An 18,917-nucleotide genomic window follows, 5' to 3' on the forward strand; every position below is an offset into this window, starting at 1 on the left:
CGCTACGGCCGGCCCGTCGCCGCCCCTCCCTCGGACGGTCACGCGCCGCGGCGGCGCAGGGTGAGCCATGTGGGCCTCGCCGTCTTTCCGGGCTCCTCCGTGGCCCGCAGCTCTACCAGGTCGGGGAACCGGGCACGCAGCGCCGACTCAAGGCGCGAGTGGCGGGTGAACCCGGCAGCCGGGCAGTGCGTGCAGGTGCCCCCCATCCGCACCTCCACGCGCCGGTCGTGGGCGGATACGACCGTCACTTCGCCGCCGTGGGAGCGGATGTAGTCGCCGACGGGTCCGTCCAGGACGTCTTGCAGTGCGGCGCGCAGCATGTCGTCCTCGGTGACTACGCAGGCCGGCCTCCACCGCTGAGGGTGCCGCAGTGCGGCGCTGAGCGCGTCGCGTACCCGCGCTCCGGCACCGGACCAGCTCCGGCCGTCGGCGAGCCGGATCACCACGGCCTGTGTCTCCACCTCGATGGAGGCGACGTCTTCGGAGTGGAGCATTCTCCCGAGCTCGTCCGGTGCCTCTGCGATCTCTCCGACGACCGGCAGCGTGCCGACGGGGATGACCCAGCGGACGGCCTGCGGGTCGGCCGTGGCCTCGGGGTGCATGGGGACGACGCTCATGTCAGCTGCGCTACGAGCGTGCGTGTCAGGAAGGCCATGGTCCAGGCCAGCACGAACATGTAGCCGAAGGCGACCGCGGGCCATCTCCACGAGCCGGTCTCACGGCGCATGACCCCGATGGTCGACATGCACTGCAGCGCGTAGAGGAAGAAGACCAGCAAGGCGGCCGTCGTGGCCGGGGTGAAGAGCTTCTGTCCCTGGTGCGGCCCGTCGGTGTACGTCATGTGCGCCAGGGCCTCGGCCGGCTGGTCGGGGTTCTGGGCGGCGGCGACCTGGCCGAGGGTGGCGACGAACACCTCGCGGGCGGACAGCGATCCCAGCACGCCGATGTTGATCCGCCAGTCGAAGCCGAGGGGTGCGAAGACGGGTTCGATGGCGTGACCGATGTGGGCGGCGTAGCTGTGGTCGACCTCATAGGCCGAGACCGCGGTCCGGTCGGCCGGGTCGACCCCGGCGGAGCGCAGTTGCGCATCGCTGTGCATGGGCAGGCTGAGCAGCAGCCACAGCCCGATGCTGACGAGCAGGATGATCCGGCCGACCTTGTGCAGGAAGCCCTTGCACGCACTCCAGACGGCGTCGGCCACCGACCGCGGCCGCGGCAACCGGTAGGACGGCATCTCCATGTAGAACGGCAGCACCGGCCCACCCCGGCTGCTGAACCGTTTGAAGACCCAGGCCGTCGCCATGGCGGAGAGCGCACCGACGAGGTACAGGGCGAACATGACGAGGCCCTGGGCACCGAAGGGACCGACCCTGGTATCGGGACTCACCAGCAGGCCGGTCAGCAGCACATAGACCGTCAGGCGCGCCGAGCAGGTCATCAGCGGCGCGCCCATCATGGTCGCGAAGCGGTCTTTGGCCGACGGGAGGGAACGGGTGGCCATGATGCCCGGGATGGCGCAGGCGAGGGAGGAGAGCAGGGCGACGAACGCCCGGCCCTCCAACCCGGCCTTGGCCATGAGCCGGTCCATCAGGAATGCCGCGCGGGAGAGGTAGCCGCTGCCCTCCAGCAACGAAATCATGAGGAACAGCAGGGCGATCTGTGGCAGGAAGACCAGTACGCTGCCCACGCCGCCGATCAGGGCGTTGCCGAGGAAGCCGGAGAGCAACGGGTTCGAGACGTACTCGGTGACCAGCGTGCCGAACCAGTCGAAGAGGCTCTGCACCGCGTCCTGCAGCGGTGTCGCGACGGTGAAGATGATCTGGAAGAACGCGAACATGGTCGCGAAGAAGATGAGCGTGCCCCACAGCGGGTGCAGCAGCACGGCATCGATGCGCCGCGTGCGGTGATCGGCCTCGGGCACCTCGTAGCCCGCGCTCTGCAGCAGCGACTCCACCCAGGCCCCTCTCTGCGAGGGATCGGTGGGCGGCGGGACGACCGGCCGCTCCCATGCGGCCCGGTCGAGCAGCATGGACTGCAACTGCGCCAGGTCGTTGCGTGACCCGCTCGTCACCTCGACGACGGGCACACCCAGAGCACGTCGGAGGGCCGAGACGTCAAGGGTGCCGCCGCGACGGGCCAGCTCGTCACGGAAGGTGAGCACCACACAGATCGGCAGGCCGGTCTGCATGACCTGGGCGAGCAGCCCGAGGGAACGACGCAGCGTCGTCGCGTCGATCGTGACGAGAATCCCGTCGGGTGTACCGATGTCCGGATTGCCCGGGTCGAGCGCATCGGCGACGACCTGCTCGTCCGGGCTGATCGGGTCGAGACTGTAGGTGCCGGGCAGATCCTCGATGACCACCTCGTGCTCGCCGACACGCGCCACCCCCTCATGGCGCGCGACGGTCACTCCGGGGTAGTTGCCGGTCTTGGTTCGCAGGCCGGTAAGGGCATTGAAGAGCGTGCTCTTGCCCGAGTTCGGGCTGCCGACCAGAGCCAGGCGAGTCTCGCCGGTGACCGTCCGGGCCACCGGACCGCAGTGCGCGCTCACGCAATGCGCCGTACATGGATGCCTGCGGTCTGCGCTTTGCGCAGTGCCACCTCGTACTCCACGACCCGGAGAACAACAGGGTCGCCAAGCGGCGCCTTCCGCAGCACGGTGACCTCCGCGCCGGGGGCGAACCCCAAGTCGAACAGTCGTCGCGCGGTGCTCGGCTCGACCGACTCGTCGATGCCGATCACCCGGCCACTCATCCCGGGGCCCAGGTCGGCCAGTCGCGCATCCGGCGCCGACTCCACCGACACGGACGGGCCGCCCTTCCGGCGCGCACCCGACTGCACTGAGACCATCGACATCCTCAACCCCTGCGACCACCTGAGCGCCCGAGCGCCTGAACACCTTAGGGAAGGCTAACCTTTTACCCCGATAACAACAATATAGACCCCGCCTCTCCCTGCCCACACCCACGTCGACCTGCCCGCGCCCGCGCCCGCGCGAGTGATCTGCCTCACGTGCTGTCACAGCGAACCTCCGTCCGGTGTCTTGATGCCGAAACCGGGCAACGGACGGAGACACCGTGAACAAGAACATGGACAGGAACACCGACGTGGTCGTGATCGGCGGAGGTTACGCGGGCGTCACCGCGGCCAACCGCCTGGCACACCGCGACAACGTGTCCGTGACGCTGATCAACCCGCGCCCCGACTTCGTCGAACGCATCCGCCTCCACCAACTGGTCGGCGGCAGCCATGCCGCGGTCGTCGACTACGGGGAGGTGCTGGCCGAGAACATCCGGCTGGTGGTCGACAGCGTGGCGACGATCGACGCGGCCGGGCGCGGCGTGGAACTGACGAGCGGCGGCACGGTCGGCTACGACTACCTGATCTACGCGGTGGGCAGCGGCAGCGCCGAACCGGACGTGCCCGGCGCGGCGGAGTTCGCCCACCCGATCGCCACCCTGGAAGAGGCGCGGCGGCTGCGGCCGGTCGTCGACGCCGCGCCCGCATCGGCCCCGGTGACGGTGGTCGGGTCCGGTCCGACCGGCATCGAGACCGCCGCCGAACTGGCGGAGGAGGGCCGCGCCGTGACCCTGGTCTGCGGCCGGGTGCTCGGCCCGTATCTGCACCCCCGGGGCCGGCGCTCGGTCGCCCGGACCCTCGCCGAACTCGGTGTGACCGTGCTCGAAGGCCCCGGCGCGAGGGTGGCGGCCGTGACCCGCGATGCCGTACGGCTCGACGACGGCCGCGAACTCCCCAGCCGGGTCACCGTCTGGGCCACCGGATTCGGCGTGCCGGACCTGGCCGCCCGCAGCGGGCTGAGCACCGACGCCGTGGGCCGCCTGCTCACGGACGAGACGTTGACGAGCGTGGACGACGCGCGCATCGTCGCGGCCGGGGACGCGGCGGCACCGGCGAACGCACCGTTCCGGATGAGCTGCCAGGCCGCGGGCCAGCTGGGCACACGCGCCGCCCGCACGGTGCTCAGCCGGATCGCGGGCGAGCGGCCCGCGCCCCTCAACCTGCGGTTCGCCGGCCAGTGCATCAGTCTGGGCCGTCGCACCGGGATCTTCCAGTTCGCCTCCCATGACGACCAGGCGAACCAGTTCTACCTGGGCGGCCGCCCCGGTGCGAAGCTCAAGGAGTTCATCTGCAAGTCCACCGTCAAGCAGCTGGTGAACGAGGCACGCAAGAGCGGTCCGCGGCCCGAACCCGGCAAGGCACCGGCCACGGTCGAGCGGGCGGCCTGAGAGCTGAGAGCTGAGAGCCATGAGCCATGAGCCATGAGCTGAGAGCTGAGAGCTGAGAGCTGAAGAGAGGCGAGACGTGAACGACGACCACGACGACCACGCCACCGACCCGGCGACCGAGGCTTTCGTCGCCCACCGCAATCTGCTCTTCACCGTCGCCTACGAGATGCTCGGATCGGCGGCCGACGCGGAGGACGTCCTCCAGGAGACCTGGCTGCGGTGGGTCGGGGTCGAGCCGGGGCAGGTACGCGACCAGCGCGCGTACCTGGTCCGGATCACCACCCGCCAGTCGCTCAACCGCCTGCGCGCGCTGTCACGCCGCAAGGAGACGTACGTCGGCCCCTGGCTTCCCGAACCGGTGCTCACCGCGCCGGACGTGGCCGACGACGTCGAGCTCGCCGAGAGCGTGTCCATGGCCCTGATGCTCGTCCTCGAAACCCTGTCGCCGACGGAGCGCGCCGTCTTCGTACTGCGCGAGGTCTTCGACGTCGACTACGACGAGATCGCCGCCGCCGTCGACAAGAGTCCCGCGGCCGTCCGCCAGATCGCGCACCGCGCCCGCCGTCACGTCGATGCCCGCCGCCCCCGTGCGGCGGTCTCGGCGAGCGAGACCCGGGCGGCACTGGAGTCGTTCCGGCGCGCGCTCGAAACCGGGGACCTGCAAGGCCTCCTCGACGTGCTCGCCCCCGAGGTGGTCCTGATGAGTGACGGCGGCGGCGTCAAACAGGCCGCGCGGCGGCCGGTCATCGGCGCCGACAAGGTGGCCCGCTTCATCGTCCACGGCTCGGGCAAGGCCACCGGCGTACTCACCGCCGGCCCCACCGTGGTCAACGGCAACCCCGCACTCGTGCTGCGCCTGGACGGCAAGATCGACGGCGTACTGACACCCCGGGTCGAGGACGCCCGCATCACCGGCCTCTACTACGTCCGCAACCCGGCGAAGCTGACCCGCGTCGAATCCGAGACGCCGCTCACCCTGAGGTGAACGCCCTTCGCCGCCCCCTCACCCGTCCGCGTGGTCCCGGGACAGCGCGGACGGGCCACCCCGCGCCCCGGCACCGACAGTGACCGGCTCGTCCACCGCCCGCTCCCACCCGGTGGGCGCCGGCAGCTCGCACCAGACCGTCTTGCCCCGCACCCCTTGGTCCACCCCCCACCGCAGCGCCAACGCGTCCACGAGCGCCAGCCCCCGCCCCGACTCGTCACCGCCCGCCGCGCTCCGTATCGCCGGCCAGGCACACGGTTCGGGATCGCTCAGCTCGACGCGGACACGACCGGTGCACGTGCCGCTGACCCGGAGCGTGACCGGCGTTCCCTCGCCGAGATGCACGATCACATTGGTCAGCAACTCACTGACGCAGAGCAGCAGATCGGGCGAGTCCGCACCCCCGCACCGCTCCCGCAGGGTGTGCCGCACTTCCGGTACGGCCTTCGGCACGGCGAGCAGGTCCACCGCGATCGGCAGCGGGCTCATCCACCGGCCGCCGTACGCAGCACCTCGGCGAGCCGACGCGCGGTCTCCGCAGTGCAGTTGCCGAGCGCGACCAACGGCGGCCGGGTCGTCCACCCGGCGAGCGTCAGCGGATCGACGCCGAGCGACGGCAGGGTGATGCCGTGGACCGTGAGCGCCGCGCGGAGCACGTCGATGGCCGAGCCGATGTCGTAGTCGGGGGTGTCCTGCGTGTCGTCCATGAGGGGCCGTCCACCTTTCGTTGCGCACTGTGACGAACCACTCACACGCTGCCGCACGGGGCTCTACCTTGAAAGGGTTTCCCGCTCCACAACGCACAGCGCGAAAGGTGGTCAAGAGTGGCTACGCGCAAGGAGATCGACGGCTCGGCGGGCGTCCCGCAGTTCTACGGCAAGGAACTCCGCTTCAAACGGGAGGAGGCGGGCCTGACCCTGGAGAAGCTGGTCGATGGCAGCTTCTACGGCATCACATACCTGAGCGAGATCGAGCACGGCCATCGCCGGATGCCGGCGGACCTGGCACAGCATGTGGACCGGGTACTGGGGACGGACGGGTTCTTCCAACGGCGGTGCGAGGATGTACGGAAGGCCCGGCGCAAGGGGCACGCGGAGTATTTCGAGCGCGTGCTGGAGGCGGAGAAGCGCGCCGAGACCATCGAGCAGTGGTCACCGGCCGTCTTTCCCGGCCTGCTCCAGACAGAGCCGTACGCGCGGGCCCTGTTCCACGCTGAGCGGACGCCGGAGCTTCCGGAAGAAATCGACGAGAAGGTCGACGGACGGCTGGCGCGGGCGCAGCTCTTCGAAGCGAACCATCGAACACCGCAGTACTGGGCTGTCCTGAACGAGTCTCTGCTGCGCCTGCCGATCCTGCCGTCGCAGCAGATGGCCGAGCAGCTCGATCACATCGCAGCACTCACCAAGCGCGGCCGGATCTTTACGCAGATCCTTCCGTGGAACACGGGGGCGCACGCCCTGATGCTGGGCAACGCCATGGTGCTGGACTTCGCGGACGCTCCTCCGCTCGTCTACATGGAGGGCCAGCACCACGGAAATACCGTCGACGATCCGGCCCTCGTGAAGCAGTATCGGAGGTCGTACGATCTCCTGAGGGCCGCCGCTTTGCCGCCGGAGGCGTCCCTCACCATGATCGAGGAAGCGGCAGAGGACTACCGAAATGGTGCGCAGCCAATTCGACTTGATCGCCGCCACCTGGCGTAAGAGCAGCCACAGCAACACGTCCGGCGGCGACTGCCTCGAAGTCGCGGACGGTCACCCCGGCGTCGTCCCCGTCCGCGACTCCAAACGCCCCGAAGGACCGGCCCTCGTCATCGCCGCGTCCGCCTGGACGCCGTTCGTCGAGGCCGTCAAGGCATCCTGACCCGCCGCAACGTCCGGAACCACAAGAAGCGCGGCTCTCGCGGCGGGACTGGCGTCAGCGGTGGCCCAGCACGTTGACCACCCGGCCGTTGGGGTCGCGGACGAAGAAGCGCCGCACGCCCCACTCCTCGTCCTGCAAGGCATGGACGATCTCCGCACCGCTGTCCCGCATGACCGCATAGGCCGCGTCCACGTCGTCCACTTCGATACTCAGGTCGGGAGTGACCGGGGCAGTCTTGTCGCTGGTCATGAAGCTGAGCTGCGCCGCCGGAGCGGACGGGGAGGCGAGCGTCATGATCCAGCCGTGGTTCATGACCTCCTCGAAGCCCAGTAGGCCATAGAACTCCCGGCTCTCCTGCGGAGCTTCTGACGGGATGTTGGGCACGACACGATGAACGGCCATCGACGACTCCAGGTGAGTACAAAATTGTCTTCGAGACCCTCCACAAGTACTACGGCGCAGCTTCCGGCGCCGCACATACACTCGAACGCCGTCCACTGCTCGCGTCGGTGCGTGGTGAGGGCCTGGAGGCACCAGAAGGAAACGTTCGGCACGATGTCACCTGCCGGCGTTCCTCCGCCAGTTGACGGAGGAACGCCAACGCCTCACCTGCGGGTTGCCTGTCAGATGCGTCGCAGGTAGACGGCTTCGCCGAAACGCTTGCCGAGCCAGATCTTCTGGTCGGCTGCGGTTCCGGCGAGGCGCGGGTTGTCGTAGGTGCTGGTGCTGGCGCCGCCGGGGTTGACGGTGACGGTCACGCCCTCCACGCACCAGTCGTCGTCGTTGTCGATGCCTTCGAAACGGAGGTAGACGGGGTACCGGTCGAGGTCGTCGGTGTTGAGGCGGGGCAGGCGCGGATCGTTGCGTACGGCGTCGAGCACGTTGGCGCCGTCGCCGAAGATGTAGGTGTAGTTGTCGCCGGGTTCGAAGTCGTCGCGAGGGGAGTCCACATGGAACTCCCGGCCGGCGATTCCGACGTACACGAAGCCGTTGGTGCCGGCCCCGTGTCGGTCGCCGTGTACAGCTGAACACTGAGCTTGGTGATGTCTGCCATCTGTTTCCTCCATCAGCAGACACGACCCACCCTCACGCACACGGCAGCGACCGGCGGCGGATCCCTTGGCAAGCAGTCGGGACGCTGAAGACGCGCAATGTACATGTCCGACGAGTCTGTTCGGCGGCGCAGCCACCTGACTGCGCTCGCTTCAAGTGTTCAGTTGATTGCAGTGAGGCATCAAGGCTTCCCTGGCCGCGGGTGCAGCGCACCGCAGCGTAAACCGGGACGCAGACGCAAAGGCGCCCCGGCAGGCACCCCCGAGCACAAGAGCGAACAGGGCGCATGTCAGTCATCTCATAGCAACAAGTCGGAGGAACTCAACCGTCGTCCCTTCTCTCCGCCCGCGCCTCCCGGATCCAACGCCATCGTGACGGCTGTCGGCTCGGCATGGATCAGCAGAGGCATCAAGCGGGATCGACGGTCGTTTCGGGGGCAGAACCACGCACTCAGCGTTGATCAGTGGTGTTGCGCGCCGGGTGAGACGGCCGGTCCGACCGGGCCAACGGCCAGGACTGTCTCACCCGGCGCTCCAGGAGCCTGGCGCGCCGCCCCGGGGCTACCGGGGCGGCTTGTTCCGGGGAGAGGGGACCGTCACTTGACGTCGACGTAGTCGCCGGCCGCGGTCGCGCCGCCGGTGGTGTTCGTCTCGCCGAAGGTCCAACGCCAGTAGCCGTCGGCGGAGGCGGTGACCGTGGTCTTCAGGGCGCCGGTCGAGCTCGCCTTCACGATCTTGACCGTGTTGTACGTGCTGGTACCGGCCTTGCGGAACTGGAGCTTGGCCGCCTTGCCACCGAAGCCGGTGTACGTGTGCTTCACCCAGTCCGCGCGGGTGATCTTGCCGGTGACGGTGAGCTTGCCGCCCTTGGCGACGGGCTCGGGCGAGGCGTCGACGGTGACCTTCGCCGCACGCTTGACCCGCACGGTCGGGGAGAGAGTCAGCAACTCCTCGCTCTTGAGCCCGCCTTTCGCGTTCCAGATGCGTACCCAGACGGCGCTCTTCCAGGTCGTGGCGTCGTTGTTCGAGTCGAGGGTGTATCGCGGGTCGATGTACAGCTCGCCCTTGCAGTCGGCGGCCACGGATCCGGTCTCACAGGCCGTGAGCCCCATGTAGATGGCCCCGCGCACCGAGGCCTTGGCGGGGGTGGTGTCGTGGTACAGGAACAGGGAGGTGTTCACGTCGGACTGCTTGAGGCCGGACGGCCACGACACGTGGTACGTGAATGTGGGAGAGACCTCTGCCGACGTACCCACGATGATGGACTTGCCCTTGTTCAGGACCAGGTTCGACACCTTGACGCCGGTGTCCGCCGCCTGCGCGGACGGCGCGGTGAATGCCCCCAGGGCGAGCGTTCCCGCGACCACGACCGCGAAGCCGGATCTGCCTGCGCGCATGCGCAACCTCTTATTGGTGAGGGACTGGTAGGAGTCCGGTAAAGGAAGAATGGATCGCTGCAGGCTAACAGCCGCCGAACGGCGGCCGGTTAGGGTCTTCCACTTCGTGATCATGTCACCGGCCTGCGACAGCGTTGTCCTGGGACGAAGACGCGGGATCCCTTCGGCCCACAGCCCCCTCATAGTGGTCGAGCGAGCACCGAGAAGCCGAGACCGATTCGGCCTCAACCACTGATTACCAAGGGGATTCATGTCCGGCAACCGTCGCAAGGCCTTCCTCGTCTCCGCAGCCCTCGTGGGCAGCACCATGCTGATGACGGCGTGCCAGGACACGGACGCGGCCACGGACACCGGCGCGGCAAAGGGCTCTTCGTCCGCCACTCCGGCCGGCAACGCGGCCACCCCGTCCGGCTCGTCGACCGCGGGCAGCGGTCAGGGCACGGCCAAGGGCTCCGACGCGACGACGGGCAAGGGAACCAAGGACGGGGCCGGCTCCGGCGCCGACACCGGCAACGGCAAGCGGGAGCCGGTCGGGCAGGTCTGCGGCGCCAACGACATCTCCTGGAGCACCAAGTCCGAGACCCAGGCCGGCGGATACATCCTGATCAGCGCGAAGGCGAAGTCGGGCATCACCTGTGTCCCGCCGGCCGCGCTTCCGACCGTGGCGTTCGGTTCCGACGGCACCGAGGCGGGTCCCGCGGAGCAGGCCGTCGGCAAGCAGATCACGCTGAGTGGGAACACCACCGCCTACGCCGGGGTGAACCCGAAGACCACCGACGCGGACGGTGGCAAGGAACTGGACAGCATCATCGTCGCCGTCGGTGACGACGACGACAACCCGGTCTCCCTGTCGGTCGGCACCATCACGGTCGATCGCCCGATCGTCACCAACTGGCACACTTCCCCGGCGGACGCCGTCCCCTTCGGCTGAACGCACCCGCAGCTCGTGATCCATGCTTGACCGGCTCGGCGCAGCCGGCGACCGGACCCGGGACTGGGCCTGGTGACGGCGCCGCCGGTCGGACGCGGCGGACGGCCACCAGCGGTCCGGCGCAGCTCGGTGGCCCGGCGAGCACGGCCCGTCGGCAGTCCGCGGAAGCCCTGATCCACGCCACGCGCAAGGGGCGCGCCCGGTCACCCGGGCGCGCCCCTCACCAGACAACGCGCAGTGTCGCGAATCGCGTCAGCGGTCGTAGCGCTCGCGGGTCTCGTCCGCAGCGTCCCGGACCTTGTCCCGGCCCTGCTGGGCCTTGTCCCGGCCCTGCTGGGCCCGGTCGCGGCCCTGCTGGGCGCGGTCGCGGCCCTGCTGCGACGTCTTCGAGGAGGTCCGGCCGGACGCGTCCTGCGTCCGCTCCCGGCCCGTGTCCTTGCCCTCGTTCGCCTTGCGCTTCGCCTGGTCGGCGAGCTCCTGCGCCTTGTCCTTGAACTGGTCTGCGATACCCATGCTGTTCACTCCTAGTGGGTGCGTGGGGGACGGTCCGTAAGGACCTCGACCAGAGTTACACGCCCCGGCAGGCACCGCATTTCGATCACTTACGCTGCGTACGCACCGCCCGTGCGTCCTGGTCAGCGGCCCCTCCGGCACCGACGAGCGCCTTGCTCACACCCTCCAGCCGCGACCCGAACCGTTGCATCTCGCGCTGGCCGACGACTCCGATCACCGAGGGGAGGTAGCCCCGTACGGACTGCATCCCGCGCAGCCACCACTGCGCGTACACATGCGCGGAACGCCGTTCGATGCCGGCCACGATCCGGTCGACCGCCGGTCCCAGCGGGTACGTACGGTTCGAGGGCCAGGGCAGCCGCTGCCGCAGCTCCCGCATCACGTCGTCCTGGTCGGCGCCCCGCACCATGTCCGTGTCGGTCCAGGAGAGGTATCCGACCCCGACCTTCACCCCGCGGTAGCCGACCTCGGCCCGCAGGCTGTGTGCGAACGCCTCCACGCCCGACTTGGACGCACAGTACGCGGTCATCATCGGCGCCGGTGTCATCGCCGCGAGCGAGGCGATCTGCAGGAAGTATCCGCGGCTCTCCATGAGCACCGGCAGGAACGCGCGTCCCGTCACAGCGCCGCCGATCAGATTGACCTCGATGACCCGCCGCCATGCCTCCGGGTCCGAGTCGAGGAACGGTCCGCCCGCCGCGACCCCGGCGTTGGCGACGACGACGTCGACCTTCCCGAACCGTTCCTTGACCTCCTCGGCGACGCGCGCCATCGCCGCGTGGTCGGTGACGTCCGCGAACCAGTGGTCGCTCTCCGAGTGCAGTCGCTCCGAGACCTTCTTCAGCTCGTCCGGCTCCAGACCGACCAGTGCGAGTTTCGCGCCGCGCGCCGAGAGCTTGCGTGCCAGCAGTTCGCCCACGCCACGCGCCGCGCCCGTGACGACGACGACCTGTCCTTCCAGACTCCGCCTGTCGTTCATGCGACATCCTCCTTCTCGGCCGTACCGTCCACACCGTCCACACCGACCGCGCCCACCGGGAGGTACGCGGTGACGAGTTCCCGGAGCTTCGCCGTGACCGCCTCCGGCGCTTCCACCGGTGTCATGTGGCCCATGCCCGCCAGTTCGGTGAGCCCCAGGCAGTCGGGCAGCGCCGCCGCGATGGCGCGGGCGTGCACGGGCGGCGTCAGCCGGTCCTCCGTACCCGCGATCACGGCCGTGGGCACCCGCAACTCCCTCACTCCCGCGTCGAGATCGAGCTCCGCGAGGACATGCCCCCAGGCGACCCTGGCCGCCCGCGGGCACGCGTGCACGATCCGGGCACAGGTCTCGACCCGGTCGGGGGCCGAACCCGCCCCCATCGTCCCGTACTTGAGTATCCGCCTGGAGACCGGTGTGACGGGTCCGAGCGGGGCCCGCGCCCCGAGGATCGCACGGGTCATCCGGGTCCGGACGGCCCCGGCCCGCAGCGGCACCACCCGCGACTCGGCGGTCAGCCGCGAACTGCCGGTGCTGCACAGCAGTACGGCCGCCGCGTGCTCGCGCAGTCCGGCCCGCCGCGAGGCGGCCATCATCGTCATGCCGCCCATGGAGTGCCCGGCGAGCACGGCCTTCTCCCCCGGTTCGAGCGTGGCGGCCAGCACCGCTTCGAGGTCGTCGGCGAGCGCGTCCGTGCTGTACCCCTCGCGGCCCGGCGCGGGCGAACGGCCGTGGCCCCGCTGGTCGTAGACGACGACCCGGTGGTCCACCGCCAGGTCCCGGATCTGCGCGGCCCAGAAGTGGGTGCTGCACGTCCAGCCGTGCGCCAGGACCACCGCGGGGGCGCCTTCCTGCCCGTGCACCTCGACATGGACGCGCGCGCCGTCGGCGGAGAGGGCGGTCAGCTCGCACACGGGGGTGGGCGGGGCGTCGTCCCGCCGCAGCAGCCGGCTCATCCCACGACCTCCTCGGCGAGGGACTTCGTCGTGGCGGGCGCCCCGGGCGCGGCGGCCTTCTTCGGCGCCCGGAGGACCTCGTACTCCGCGAGGTCGACCGACCGGGTCACCTTGCGGAACTCGGCGGTGGTACCCGGCCAGACCGTGGTGTTGCGCCCGTTGGCGTCCAGGTACCAGCTGTCGCAGCCGCCGACGTTCCACACCGTGCGCTTCATCCGCTGCTGGACGTGCCGGTTCCAGGCCCCGACCGCCGAGGGGCGCGGGTCGAGTGCGACGCGGCCGCCCAGCACGTTCAACCGGCGCAGATAGTCGGCCAGGTAGTTCAGCTGGGACTCGATCATCAGGATCATCGAGGAGTTCCCGAGTCCCGTGTTGGGCCCGATGATCGTCATCCAGTTGGGGAAGCCGGACGCGCTCGCGCCGCGCAGCGCCTGCATGCCGTCCTTCCAGGACTCGGCGAGCGTGATGCCTTCCGCGCCCACCACCCGCCCGGCGATCGGCATGTCGGTCACGTGGAAGCCGGTGCCGAAGATGATCGCGTCGGCCTCGGTCTCCGTACCGTCGGCGGCGACGACCGTGGAGCCGCGCACCTCGGCCAGGCCGGAGGCGACCACATCGACATTGGGCCGGGCGAGCGCCGGGTAGTAGGTGCTGGAGAGCAGGATGCGTTTGCAGCCGATGCGGTAGGAGGGGGTCAGCTTGGCCCGCAGCGCCGGGTCCTTGATGGACCGCGCCATGTTGGACTTGGCTATCGACTCGATCACGCCCAGTTCGTCGGGGCGCTTGGTGAAGGCGCTGACCTGCAACTCCCTGATGCCCCAGAGCAGTCCGCGGCGCGCGGTGCCGGTGAACGGGAGCGTGCGGTGCAGCCAGCGCTCGGCGCCGCTGATCCTCCGGTCCATGCGCGGCATGACCCAGGGCGGGGTGCGCTGGAAGAGCGTCAGCCTGCCGGCCTTCGGCTGGATCGCGGGCACGATCTGGATGGCGGAGGCGCCGGTGCCTATCATCGCGACGCGCTTGCCGGCCAGGTCGTAGTCGTGGTCCCAGCGGGCCGAGTGGAAGACCTTGCCGGGGAAGCCGTCGAGCCCGGGGATGTCGGGCGTCTTCGGGTCGGAGAGCGGTCCGGTCGCGGAGACGACCACATCGGCGGTGAAGGTGGCCCCGTTGCCGGTCTCGATGACCCAGCGGAGCGCGTCGCGGTCCCAGCTCATCAGCAGCACTTCATGGTTGAGCCTGATGTGCGGGCGCAGCCCGAAGGTGTCCGCGACGTGCTCCAGGTAGGCGCGGATGTGCTCCTGCCCGGAAAAGGTGCGCGGCCACTCGGGGTTGGGGGCGAACGAGAACGAGTAGAGGTGGGACGGCACGTCACAGGCGCAGCCCGGATAGCTGTTGTCGCGCCAGGTGCCGCCGACGGAGCCGGCCCGTTCCAGGACGACGAAGTCCGTGATGCCTTCGCGGCGCAGCCGGACCGCTGCCCCGAGGCCCCCGAATCCGGATCCGATCACCGCCACTCGTACGTGCTCGTGCTGGGCCATGCCGGCGCCTCCCGCGGTACGTCACACAACTCCGCCAGCAATCACTGGCATTGTTGGGAGGGTAGAGCAGCTCCGTACCGATGGGTAGGGGGCAGCAAGGGAAAGTTACCGGCGGTACAACATAGGGTGCGGGTGTGGCTGACGGACGCGAGCACCGTGAATACCGGATGGAGGAGCTGGCCGAGGAGGCCGGCATCCCCGTGCGGACCGTGCGCTTCTACCGGGAGCGCGGGCTGATCTCACCGCCTCGCCGCGAGGGGCGCATCGCCTGGTACGACGACCATCACCTGGCCCGCCTGCGCACCATCGCGGGCCTGCTGGAGCGCGGCCACACCCTCACCGGCATCGCCGATCTCGCCCGGACCTTCGAGAGCGGTCGCAATGTCGCCGAAGTACTGGGCCTGGGCGAGCCGACGGAGGAGATCCCGGTGCGCCTGACCCCGGAACAGCTCGCGGACTACTTCGAGGGCGAGGTCACCCCGGAGAATCTGGCCGCCGCCCTCGACCTGGGCTACCTGGCCACGGACGGCGACGAGATCGTCCACATCAGCCGCCGGCTGCTGGAGGTGTCGGCGGAACTGGTCCGGGAGGGGATACCGCTCGCCACGGTGCTCTCGGCCGGCCGCCGGGTCCGCGAACACGCGGACGCGCTCGCCGAGTTGTTCGTCGGCATCCTCCAGGCCCACAGTGACGAGGCCGAGCCGCCCCAGCTCCGCCCCCTGGCCCGCGCGGTGGTGGACGCCGAGCTCTCCATGGCGCTGGACCGGCGCCTGCGCCGCGAGGGCCCGGACAGCCCGTCGCGGGAACGCACGTCCTGACCCGGACCTCCCGAGCCCCCCGCCCCACCCCGCACACCCGCGGGTCTACCGCTCGTAGACCACCGTCACCGGCGCATGGTCGCTCCACCGCTCGCCGTGCGTCGCGGCCCGCTCGACCCAGCCCTTCACCGCGCGTGCGGCCAGCCCCGGCGTCGCCACCTGGTAGTCGATCCGCCAGCCCGTGTCGTTGTCGAAGGCCCGCCCCCGGTAGGACCACCACGAGTACGGCCCCTCCTCCTGCGGACGCAGCGCCCGTACGACATCGACGTACTCGACCTCGTCGAAGACCCGGGTCAGCCACTCCCGCTCCTCGGGGAGGAAGCCGGAGCTCTTCTTGTTGGCCTTCCAGTTCTTCAGGTCGGCCTCCCGGTGGGCGATGTTCCAGTCGCCGCAGACCACCACCTCGCGACCGTCGGCCGCGGCCCGCTCCCTGAGGCCCCGCAGATACGGGAGGAACGCGGCCATGAACCGCTCCTTCTCCTCCTGCTTCTCCGTGCCGACCTCGCCGGAGGGCAGATACAGGCTCGCGACCGTGACACCGGGCAGGTCGACCTCGACGTAGCGCCCGCTCGCGTCGAACTCCTCGCTCCCGGCGTCCCCGAAGCCGCCGAACCCGATCTGCACGCGCTCGGGCGCACGCCGCGTGTACAGGGAGACACCTGCCCGGCCCTTGGCGGCGGCCGGTGCGTGCACGGTGTACCAGCCCTCCGGTTCACGCACCTCGGCGGGCAGCTGCTGCGGCTCGGCCCGCACCTCCTGCAGGCAGATCACATCGGCTTCGGTCCCGGCCAGCCACTCGACGAAGCCCTTCTTGGCGGCGGCACGGAGCCCGTTTACATTGACGGTGGTCACAGTGAGCATGACGGCACGATACAACTGCATAGCTGTACTATATTTCGCATGATTATCCACCCTCGGCCTTTCGATCACCCCGATGCCGTCAAACTCAACGACCAGGTGCAACTCGAATACGCCGAGCGCTACGGCGACGAGGGCGATGTCACACCGCTCGACCCGTCGATGTTCGACCCGCCGAACGGCCTGTACCTCCTCGCCTACGACGCGCAGGGACGCCCGGTCGCCACCGGTGGCTGGCGCTCCCAGGAACGCAATGCCGAGGGATACTCCGACGGCGACGCCGAGATCAAGCGGATGTTCGTGATCCCCGAGGGCCGCGGCAACGGGCTGGCACGCCGCATCCTGGCCGCGCTGGAGGCCGACGCACGGGCCGCCGGCCGGACCCGCATGGTGCTGGAGACCGGCGACAAACAGCCCGAGGCCATCGCGCTGTACGAGTCCAGCGGCTACACCCTGTGCGAGAAGTTCGGCCACTACCGCGCCTACGAGAGCAGCCGCTGCTTCGCGAAGCCGCTGAGGTGACGGGACCCGGCACCCGTCGGCCCTCCCCTCGGCGAGCAGCATCCGGGCGAAGGAGGGCCATTCGTCCGCGGTCGGGACCAGGCCGCCGGCCCCGGACGGCACAGCCGGCACCCTGCTCCACCGCCCGTCAGGGGCGTCGACCGCACCGCCCCGAACTCATCGGTCCCGGACGTCACGCCCCGCCTCGGCGCACCCGCCCGACACCCACGTAGAAGCCGCTGCGTTCATCGAGGGGCGCCGGCTCCTCCTGGTACCACTGGGTGGCGTACACCAGCCCGGGTTCGACGAGGTCCAAGCCCTCGAAGAAGGGCTCGACCTCGCTCCGGGTCCGCATCCGCAGCGGGATCGCCCCCTTCCTGTACGCGGTCTCGGTCTTCTGCCGCAGCTCCGGATGCTGATCGGCCGTACCGTGCGAGAGCACCAGGAAGCTGCCTTCGGGCAGAGCGTCGACCAAGCTGCGGGTGATGCCGTACGGGTCCTGGTCGTCGGGCAGGAAGTGCATGAGCGCGATGAGGGACAGCGCGATGGGCCGACTGAAGTCCAGCAGCTCACGCGCGCGTTCGAGGATGGCCCGCGGCTCCCGCACATCCGCGTGGAGGTAGTCGGTGGCCCCCTCCGCGCTGCTGATCAGCAGCGCCTCCGCGTGCCGCAGGACGATCGGGTCGTTGTCCGCGTAGACGACCCGGGCGGCCGGGGTGATGGCCTGGACGACCTGGTGCAGATTGGGTGCCGTGGGGATGCCGGTGCCGATGTCGAGGAACTGGTCGACCCCGCCCCGCGCCAGCCACGCGGCGGCCCGGTGCATGAAGGCCCGGTTCCGCGCCGCGTTGCCGCGCGCCTCCTCGGGCAGCGTCTCCCCCACCTGCTGGTCGACCGGATAGTTGTCCTTGCCGCCCAGGAGCCAGTCGTAGACGCGCGCGGGGTGGGGCTTGCTGGTGTCGATCTGGAGCTTGGGTATTCCGGCCGTCACAGGACGCTCCTCCGTACGGGAAATCACGAGCAGCTGAGCACTCGGTCCGTCGCGGGAACACCCCCGGCAGGACCCGCAAAAGCAGCCGAGCATCACCAGCGTAGACCGCCCCGCCGACATCGCCCCGCACCGGCCACCGGGCAACCGCGGCCGAACACACGGTGGTTCGGTGCGGCGCCCGTGCCGTCACGGTCCGTCGGCCGGAGGCGGTGCGCCTCGCCCGTCGTCGGGCAGCATCACCAGGCGAACGGCCATCTGGCGTGTGCCCGGCGGGCGTTCACCGGGCGCGCTCGCGTACTTGTGCAGCAGCGCCTGGTACTCCTCGGTGAACGAGGCGACCTGTTCCTTCGTCATCCGCAGCCCGGCCCGGTAGATCTGGTTCCAGCCCGCCGAGGCGTCGTACCCGGCGTACGCCCGCACGACCAGATTCAGGTCATGGGTCATCTTGAGCACGCCGACCTTCACGGCGGCCTCGCGTTCGTCCGCCGTCATCTCCAGGCCGGGCGGCGTGAAGATGTTGGTCATGAGCGACTTCCACCAGCGCTCCCGCCCGGTGGAACGCTCCTCGATCTCCTCGATCAGCTTGAGGTCGGCGAGCTTGCGCAGGTGATAGCTGGTGGTGCCGGTGGACTCACCGAGGGCCTTGGCGACGCCGGTGGAGTTCGCTTCGCCGTGTTCGCTGAGATAGCCCAGGATGTCGCGGCGCACCGGATTGGACAGCGCCTTGTAGAAGGCCTTGAGGTCCGGGCCGGTGAGCACTCTCGTCTCGGGACGCTCGACCATGCCCGCCAGCATAGTGCAGAGATGTTCTGCAATCATTGCAGAGACTGTTTGCAGAACATCTCTGCAAACGCTACGTTGGCCCCGAGGGCGCCATCGGGCGCCGGGAATCGCGGGGGCGAGATGCGAAGAGACCTGACCGGAAGGCTGTCGCCGGGAGCCGGGCTGGCCACCGGGGCGACAGCCGGGACAACTGCCGGGCCGACGACGGGAGCGACCTGGGCGGCCCCTCATGCCTGATTCCCTGGATGCCCGACTGCGGGACGAGATCGACGACCAGGTCGCGGAGGCCTTCGACGCCTACCTGTCCGACCGGCTGGCCGAACCCGGACCGCTGCGCGCCTCCCTGACCGCGGGGCGCGGCGCCCGGTTGGTGCTGGGCACGGTCGCACTCGGCGCCCTCGCAACAGCACTCGCGCCGCCCGGCATTGCCGCCGTCTGCTGGATCTGGGGCGCCATCGCCATGATCGACGTCACCTGGCTGTGGGCCGCCCGCCGCCGCTGACGGCCCGTG

At 69.8% G+C, this 18,917-nt stretch carries 23 protein-coding genes; 8 read left to right on the forward strand and 15 right to left on the reverse strand.

All coding sequences use genetic code 11. The features are described from left to right. Positions 1-38: 38 nt before the first annotated feature. Genes ABZ826_RS06820 through ABZ826_RS06830 form a run of 3 tightly spaced genes read right to left on the reverse strand, consistent with a single transcriptional unit; the run spans position 39 to position 2,850 of the window. Complete coding sequence (locus ABZ826_RS06820; RefSeq protein WP_361443322.1) at positions 39-617, reverse strand: NifU family protein; 579 nt, start codon at positions 615-617, stop codon at positions 39-41. After that, positions 614-2,551 (reverse strand): ferrous iron transporter B, encoded by a 1,938-nt coding sequence (locus ABZ826_RS06825; RefSeq protein WP_361443325.1) that lies wholly within the window; start codon positions 2,549-2,551, stop codon positions 614-616. Before ABZ826_RS06825 ends, ABZ826_RS06820 begins: the two co-directional genes overlap by 4 nt. Next, entirely contained in the window at positions 2,548-2,850 is a 303-nt protein-coding gene (locus tag ABZ826_RS06830; protein WP_361443328.1) for a FeoA family protein, read from the reverse strand. The genes ABZ826_RS06825 and ABZ826_RS06830 overlap by 4 nt, the downstream gene beginning before the upstream one ends. 239 nt (positions 2,851-3,089) lie before the next feature. On the opposite strand from ABZ826_RS06830, the gene ABZ826_RS06835 reads away from it, so the two are divergent. Both ABZ826_RS06835 and ABZ826_RS06840 read left to right on the forward strand, forming a co-directional pair. Then, positions 3,090-4,247 (forward strand): FAD-dependent oxidoreductase, encoded by a 1,158-nt coding sequence (locus tag ABZ826_RS06835; protein WP_361443792.1) that lies wholly within the window; start codon positions 3,090-3,092, stop codon positions 4,245-4,247. Positions 4,248-4,323: 76 nt separating this feature from the next. Then, the gene (locus ABZ826_RS06840) at positions 4,324-5,232 is read left to right on the forward strand and encodes an RNA polymerase sigma-70 factor (RefSeq protein ID WP_361443331.1); all 909 of its coding nucleotides are present in this window, start codon (positions 4,324-4,326) and stop codon (positions 5,230-5,232) included. Between the two features lie 18 nt (positions 5,233-5,250). Here ABZ826_RS06840 and ABZ826_RS06845 read toward each other — a convergent pair whose 3' ends face one another. Together ABZ826_RS06845 and ABZ826_RS06850 are read right to left on the reverse strand one after the other, a co-directional pair. Then, on the reverse strand, positions 5,251-5,721 hold the full coding sequence (locus ABZ826_RS06845) for an ATP-binding protein (protein ID WP_361443334.1): 471 nt from the start codon (positions 5,719-5,721) through the stop codon (positions 5,251-5,253). Further along, positions 5,718-5,939, reverse strand: a complete 222-nt coding sequence (locus ABZ826_RS06850; RefSeq protein WP_361443337.1) for a hypothetical protein — start codon at positions 5,937-5,939, stop codon at positions 5,718-5,720. Before ABZ826_RS06850 ends, ABZ826_RS06845 begins: the two co-directional genes overlap by 4 nt. Before the next feature lie 117 nt (positions 5,940-6,056). Here ABZ826_RS06850 and ABZ826_RS06855 point away from each other — a divergent pair, with 117 nt between their 5' ends. After that, positions 6,057-6,935, forward strand: coding sequence for a helix-turn-helix transcriptional regulator (locus ABZ826_RS06855; RefSeq protein ID WP_361443340.1), 879 nt, complete (start codon positions 6,057-6,059; stop codon positions 6,933-6,935). Continuing rightward, entirely contained in the window at positions 6,892-7,095 is a 204-nt protein-coding gene (locus tag ABZ826_RS06860; protein ID WP_361443343.1) for a DUF397 domain-containing protein, read from the forward strand. Before ABZ826_RS06855 ends, ABZ826_RS06860 begins: the two co-directional genes overlap by 44 nt. Positions 7,096-7,149: 54 nt before the next feature. Here ABZ826_RS06860 and ABZ826_RS06865 read toward each other — a convergent pair whose 3' ends face one another. From ABZ826_RS06865 to ABZ826_RS06875, 3 genes are all read right to left on the reverse strand, one after another. Beyond that, positions 7,150-7,497, reverse strand: a complete 348-nt coding sequence (locus ABZ826_RS06865) for a VOC family protein (RefSeq protein WP_361443346.1) — start codon at positions 7,495-7,497, stop codon at positions 7,150-7,152. 221 nt (positions 7,498-7,718) lie between these two features. After that, positions 7,719-8,078, reverse strand: coding sequence for a hypothetical protein (locus ABZ826_RS06870; RefSeq protein ID WP_361443349.1), 360 nt, complete (start codon positions 8,076-8,078; stop codon positions 7,719-7,721). Between the two features lie 665 nt (positions 8,079-8,743). Further along, a complete protein-coding gene (locus ABZ826_RS06875; protein WP_361443352.1) occupies positions 8,744-9,544 on the reverse strand; it encodes a hypothetical protein in 801 nt (266 codons plus the stop codon). 250 nt (positions 9,545-9,794) lie between these two features. Between ABZ826_RS06875 and ABZ826_RS06880 the strand changes: the two genes are divergently transcribed. Beyond that, on the forward strand, positions 9,795-10,475 hold the full coding sequence (locus ABZ826_RS06880; protein ID WP_361443355.1) for a DUF4232 domain-containing protein: 681 nt from the start codon (positions 9,795-9,797) through the stop codon (positions 10,473-10,475). A gap of 252 nt (positions 10,476-10,727) precedes the next feature. Here ABZ826_RS06880 and ABZ826_RS06885 read toward each other — a convergent pair whose 3' ends face one another. The 4 genes from ABZ826_RS06885 to ABZ826_RS06900 form a co-directional block, all read right to left on the reverse strand. Continuing rightward, positions 10,728-10,988: a hypothetical protein gene (locus ABZ826_RS06885; RefSeq protein ID WP_361443358.1), complete on the reverse strand. Its 261-nt coding sequence runs from the start codon at positions 10,986-10,988 to the stop codon at positions 10,728-10,730. A gap of 85 nt (positions 10,989-11,073) precedes the next feature. Then, positions 11,074-11,967: an SDR family oxidoreductase gene (locus tag ABZ826_RS06890; protein WP_361443361.1), complete on the reverse strand. Its 894-nt coding sequence runs from the start codon at positions 11,965-11,967 to the stop codon at positions 11,074-11,076. Next, positions 11,964-12,920, reverse strand: a complete 957-nt coding sequence (locus ABZ826_RS06895; protein WP_361443364.1) for an alpha/beta fold hydrolase — start codon at positions 12,918-12,920, stop codon at positions 11,964-11,966. The genes ABZ826_RS06890 and ABZ826_RS06895 overlap by 4 nt, the downstream gene beginning before the upstream one ends. Continuing rightward, positions 12,917-14,455 (reverse strand): NAD(P)/FAD-dependent oxidoreductase, encoded by a 1,539-nt coding sequence (locus ABZ826_RS06900; RefSeq protein WP_361443367.1) that lies wholly within the window; start codon positions 14,453-14,455, stop codon positions 12,917-12,919. The genes ABZ826_RS06895 and ABZ826_RS06900 overlap by 4 nt, the downstream gene beginning before the upstream one ends. Before the next feature lie 167 nt (positions 14,456-14,622). On the opposite strand from ABZ826_RS06900, the gene ABZ826_RS06905 reads away from it, so the two are divergent. Then, positions 14,623-15,273: a MerR family transcriptional regulator gene (locus tag ABZ826_RS06905; RefSeq protein ID WP_361443795.1), complete on the forward strand. Its 651-nt coding sequence runs from the start codon at positions 14,623-14,625 to the stop codon at positions 15,271-15,273. 45 nt (positions 15,274-15,318) lie between these two features. Here the strand turns inward: ABZ826_RS06905 and ABZ826_RS06910 are convergent, their stop codons facing one another. After that, the gene (locus ABZ826_RS06910) at positions 15,319-16,134 is read right to left on the reverse strand and encodes an exodeoxyribonuclease III (RefSeq protein ID WP_361443370.1); all 816 of its coding nucleotides are present in this window, start codon (positions 16,132-16,134) and stop codon (positions 15,319-15,321) included. A gap of 39 nt (positions 16,135-16,173) precedes the next feature. Between ABZ826_RS06910 and ABZ826_RS06915 the strand changes: the two genes are divergently transcribed. Beyond that, complete coding sequence (locus tag ABZ826_RS06915) at positions 16,174-16,653, forward strand: GNAT family N-acetyltransferase (protein ID WP_361443373.1); 480 nt, start codon at positions 16,174-16,176, stop codon at positions 16,651-16,653. A 172-nt stretch (positions 16,654-16,825) separates the two neighbouring features. On the opposite strand, the gene ABZ826_RS06920 is transcribed toward ABZ826_RS06915, so the two are convergent. Continuing rightward, positions 16,826-17,623: an SAM-dependent methyltransferase gene (locus tag ABZ826_RS06920; protein ID WP_361443376.1), complete on the reverse strand. Its 798-nt coding sequence runs from the start codon at positions 17,621-17,623 to the stop codon at positions 16,826-16,828. A 186-nt stretch (positions 17,624-17,809) separates the two neighbouring features. Beyond that, complete coding sequence (locus ABZ826_RS06925) at positions 17,810-18,406, reverse strand: helix-turn-helix domain-containing protein (protein WP_361443379.1); 597 nt, start codon at positions 18,404-18,406, stop codon at positions 17,810-17,812. A gap of 229 nt (positions 18,407-18,635) precedes the next feature. Between ABZ826_RS06925 and ABZ826_RS06930 the strand changes: the two genes are divergently transcribed. Next, positions 18,636-18,908, forward strand: coding sequence for a hypothetical protein (locus tag ABZ826_RS06930; RefSeq protein ID WP_361443382.1), 273 nt, complete (start codon positions 18,636-18,638; stop codon positions 18,906-18,908). Positions 18,909-18,917: the final 9 nt, after the last annotated feature.

It is taken from the genome of Streptomyces sp. NPDC047515 (assembly GCF_040643055.1).
Taxonomy (GTDB): Bacteria; Actinomycetota; Actinomycetes; order Streptomycetales; family Streptomycetaceae; genus Streptomyces.

What these genes read in the sequence shown, in the direction of transcription:
- ABZ826_RS06845 (WP_361443334.1), bottom strand. Translation starts at nt 5,721, where the DNA reads ATGAGCCCGCTGCCGATCGCGGTGGACCTGCTCGCCGTGCCGAAGGCC.
- ABZ826_RS06865 (WP_361443346.1), bottom strand. Translation starts at nt 7,497, where the DNA reads ATGGCCGTTCATCGTGTCGTGCCCAACATCCCGTCAGAAGCTCCGCAG.
- ABZ826_RS06820 (WP_361443322.1), bottom strand. Translation starts at nt 617, where the DNA reads ATGAGCGTCGTCCCCATGCACCCCGAGGCCACGGCCGACCCGCAGGCC.
- ABZ826_RS06880 (WP_361443355.1), top strand. Translation starts at nt 9,795, where the DNA reads ATGTCCGGCAACCGTCGCAAGGCCTTCCTCGTCTCCGCAGCCCTCGTG.
- ABZ826_RS06910 (WP_361443370.1), bottom strand. Translation starts at nt 16,134, where the DNA reads ATGCTCACTGTGACCACCGTCAATGTAAACGGGCTCCGTGCCGCCGCC.
- ABZ826_RS06930 (WP_361443382.1), top strand. Translation starts at nt 18,636, where the DNA reads ATGCCTGATTCCCTGGATGCCCGACTGCGGGACGAGATCGACGACCAG.
- ABZ826_RS06850 (WP_361443337.1), bottom strand. Translation starts at nt 5,939, where the DNA reads ATGGACGACACGCAGGACACCCCCGACTACGACATCGGCTCGGCCATC.
- ABZ826_RS06895 (WP_361443364.1), bottom strand. Translation starts at nt 12,920, where the DNA reads ATGAGCCGGCTGCTGCGGCGGGACGACGCCCCGCCCACCCCCGTGTGC.
- ABZ826_RS06860 (WP_361443343.1), top strand. Translation starts at nt 6,892, where the DNA reads ATGGTGCGCAGCCAATTCGACTTGATCGCCGCCACCTGGCGTAAGAGC.
- ABZ826_RS06915 (WP_361443373.1), top strand. Translation starts at nt 16,174, where the DNA reads ATGATTATCCACCCTCGGCCTTTCGATCACCCCGATGCCGTCAAACTC.
- ABZ826_RS06830 (WP_361443328.1), bottom strand. Translation starts at nt 2,850, where the DNA reads ATGGTCTCAGTGCAGTCGGGTGCGCGCCGGAAGGGCGGCCCGTCCGTG.
- ABZ826_RS06835 (WP_361443792.1), top strand. Translation starts at nt 3,090, where the DNA reads ATGGACAGGAACACCGACGTGGTCGTGATCGGCGGAGGTTACGCGGGC.
- ABZ826_RS06925 (WP_361443379.1), bottom strand. Translation starts at nt 18,406, where the DNA reads ATGGTCGAGCGTCCCGAGACGAGAGTGCTCACCGGCCCGGACCTCAAG.
- ABZ826_RS06905 (WP_361443795.1), top strand. Translation starts at nt 14,623, where the DNA reads ATGGAGGAGCTGGCCGAGGAGGCCGGCATCCCCGTGCGGACCGTGCGC.
- ABZ826_RS06890 (WP_361443361.1), bottom strand. Translation starts at nt 11,967, where the DNA reads ATGAACGACAGGCGGAGTCTGGAAGGACAGGTCGTCGTCGTCACGGGC.
- ABZ826_RS06900 (WP_361443367.1), bottom strand. Translation starts at nt 14,455, where the DNA reads ATGGCCCAGCACGAGCACGTACGAGTGGCGGTGATCGGATCCGGATTC.
- ABZ826_RS06885 (WP_361443358.1), bottom strand. Translation starts at nt 10,988, where the DNA reads ATGGGTATCGCAGACCAGTTCAAGGACAAGGCGCAGGAGCTCGCCGAC.
- ABZ826_RS06875 (WP_361443352.1), bottom strand. Translation starts at nt 9,544, where the DNA reads ATGCGCGCAGGCAGATCCGGCTTCGCGGTCGTGGTCGCGGGAACGCTC.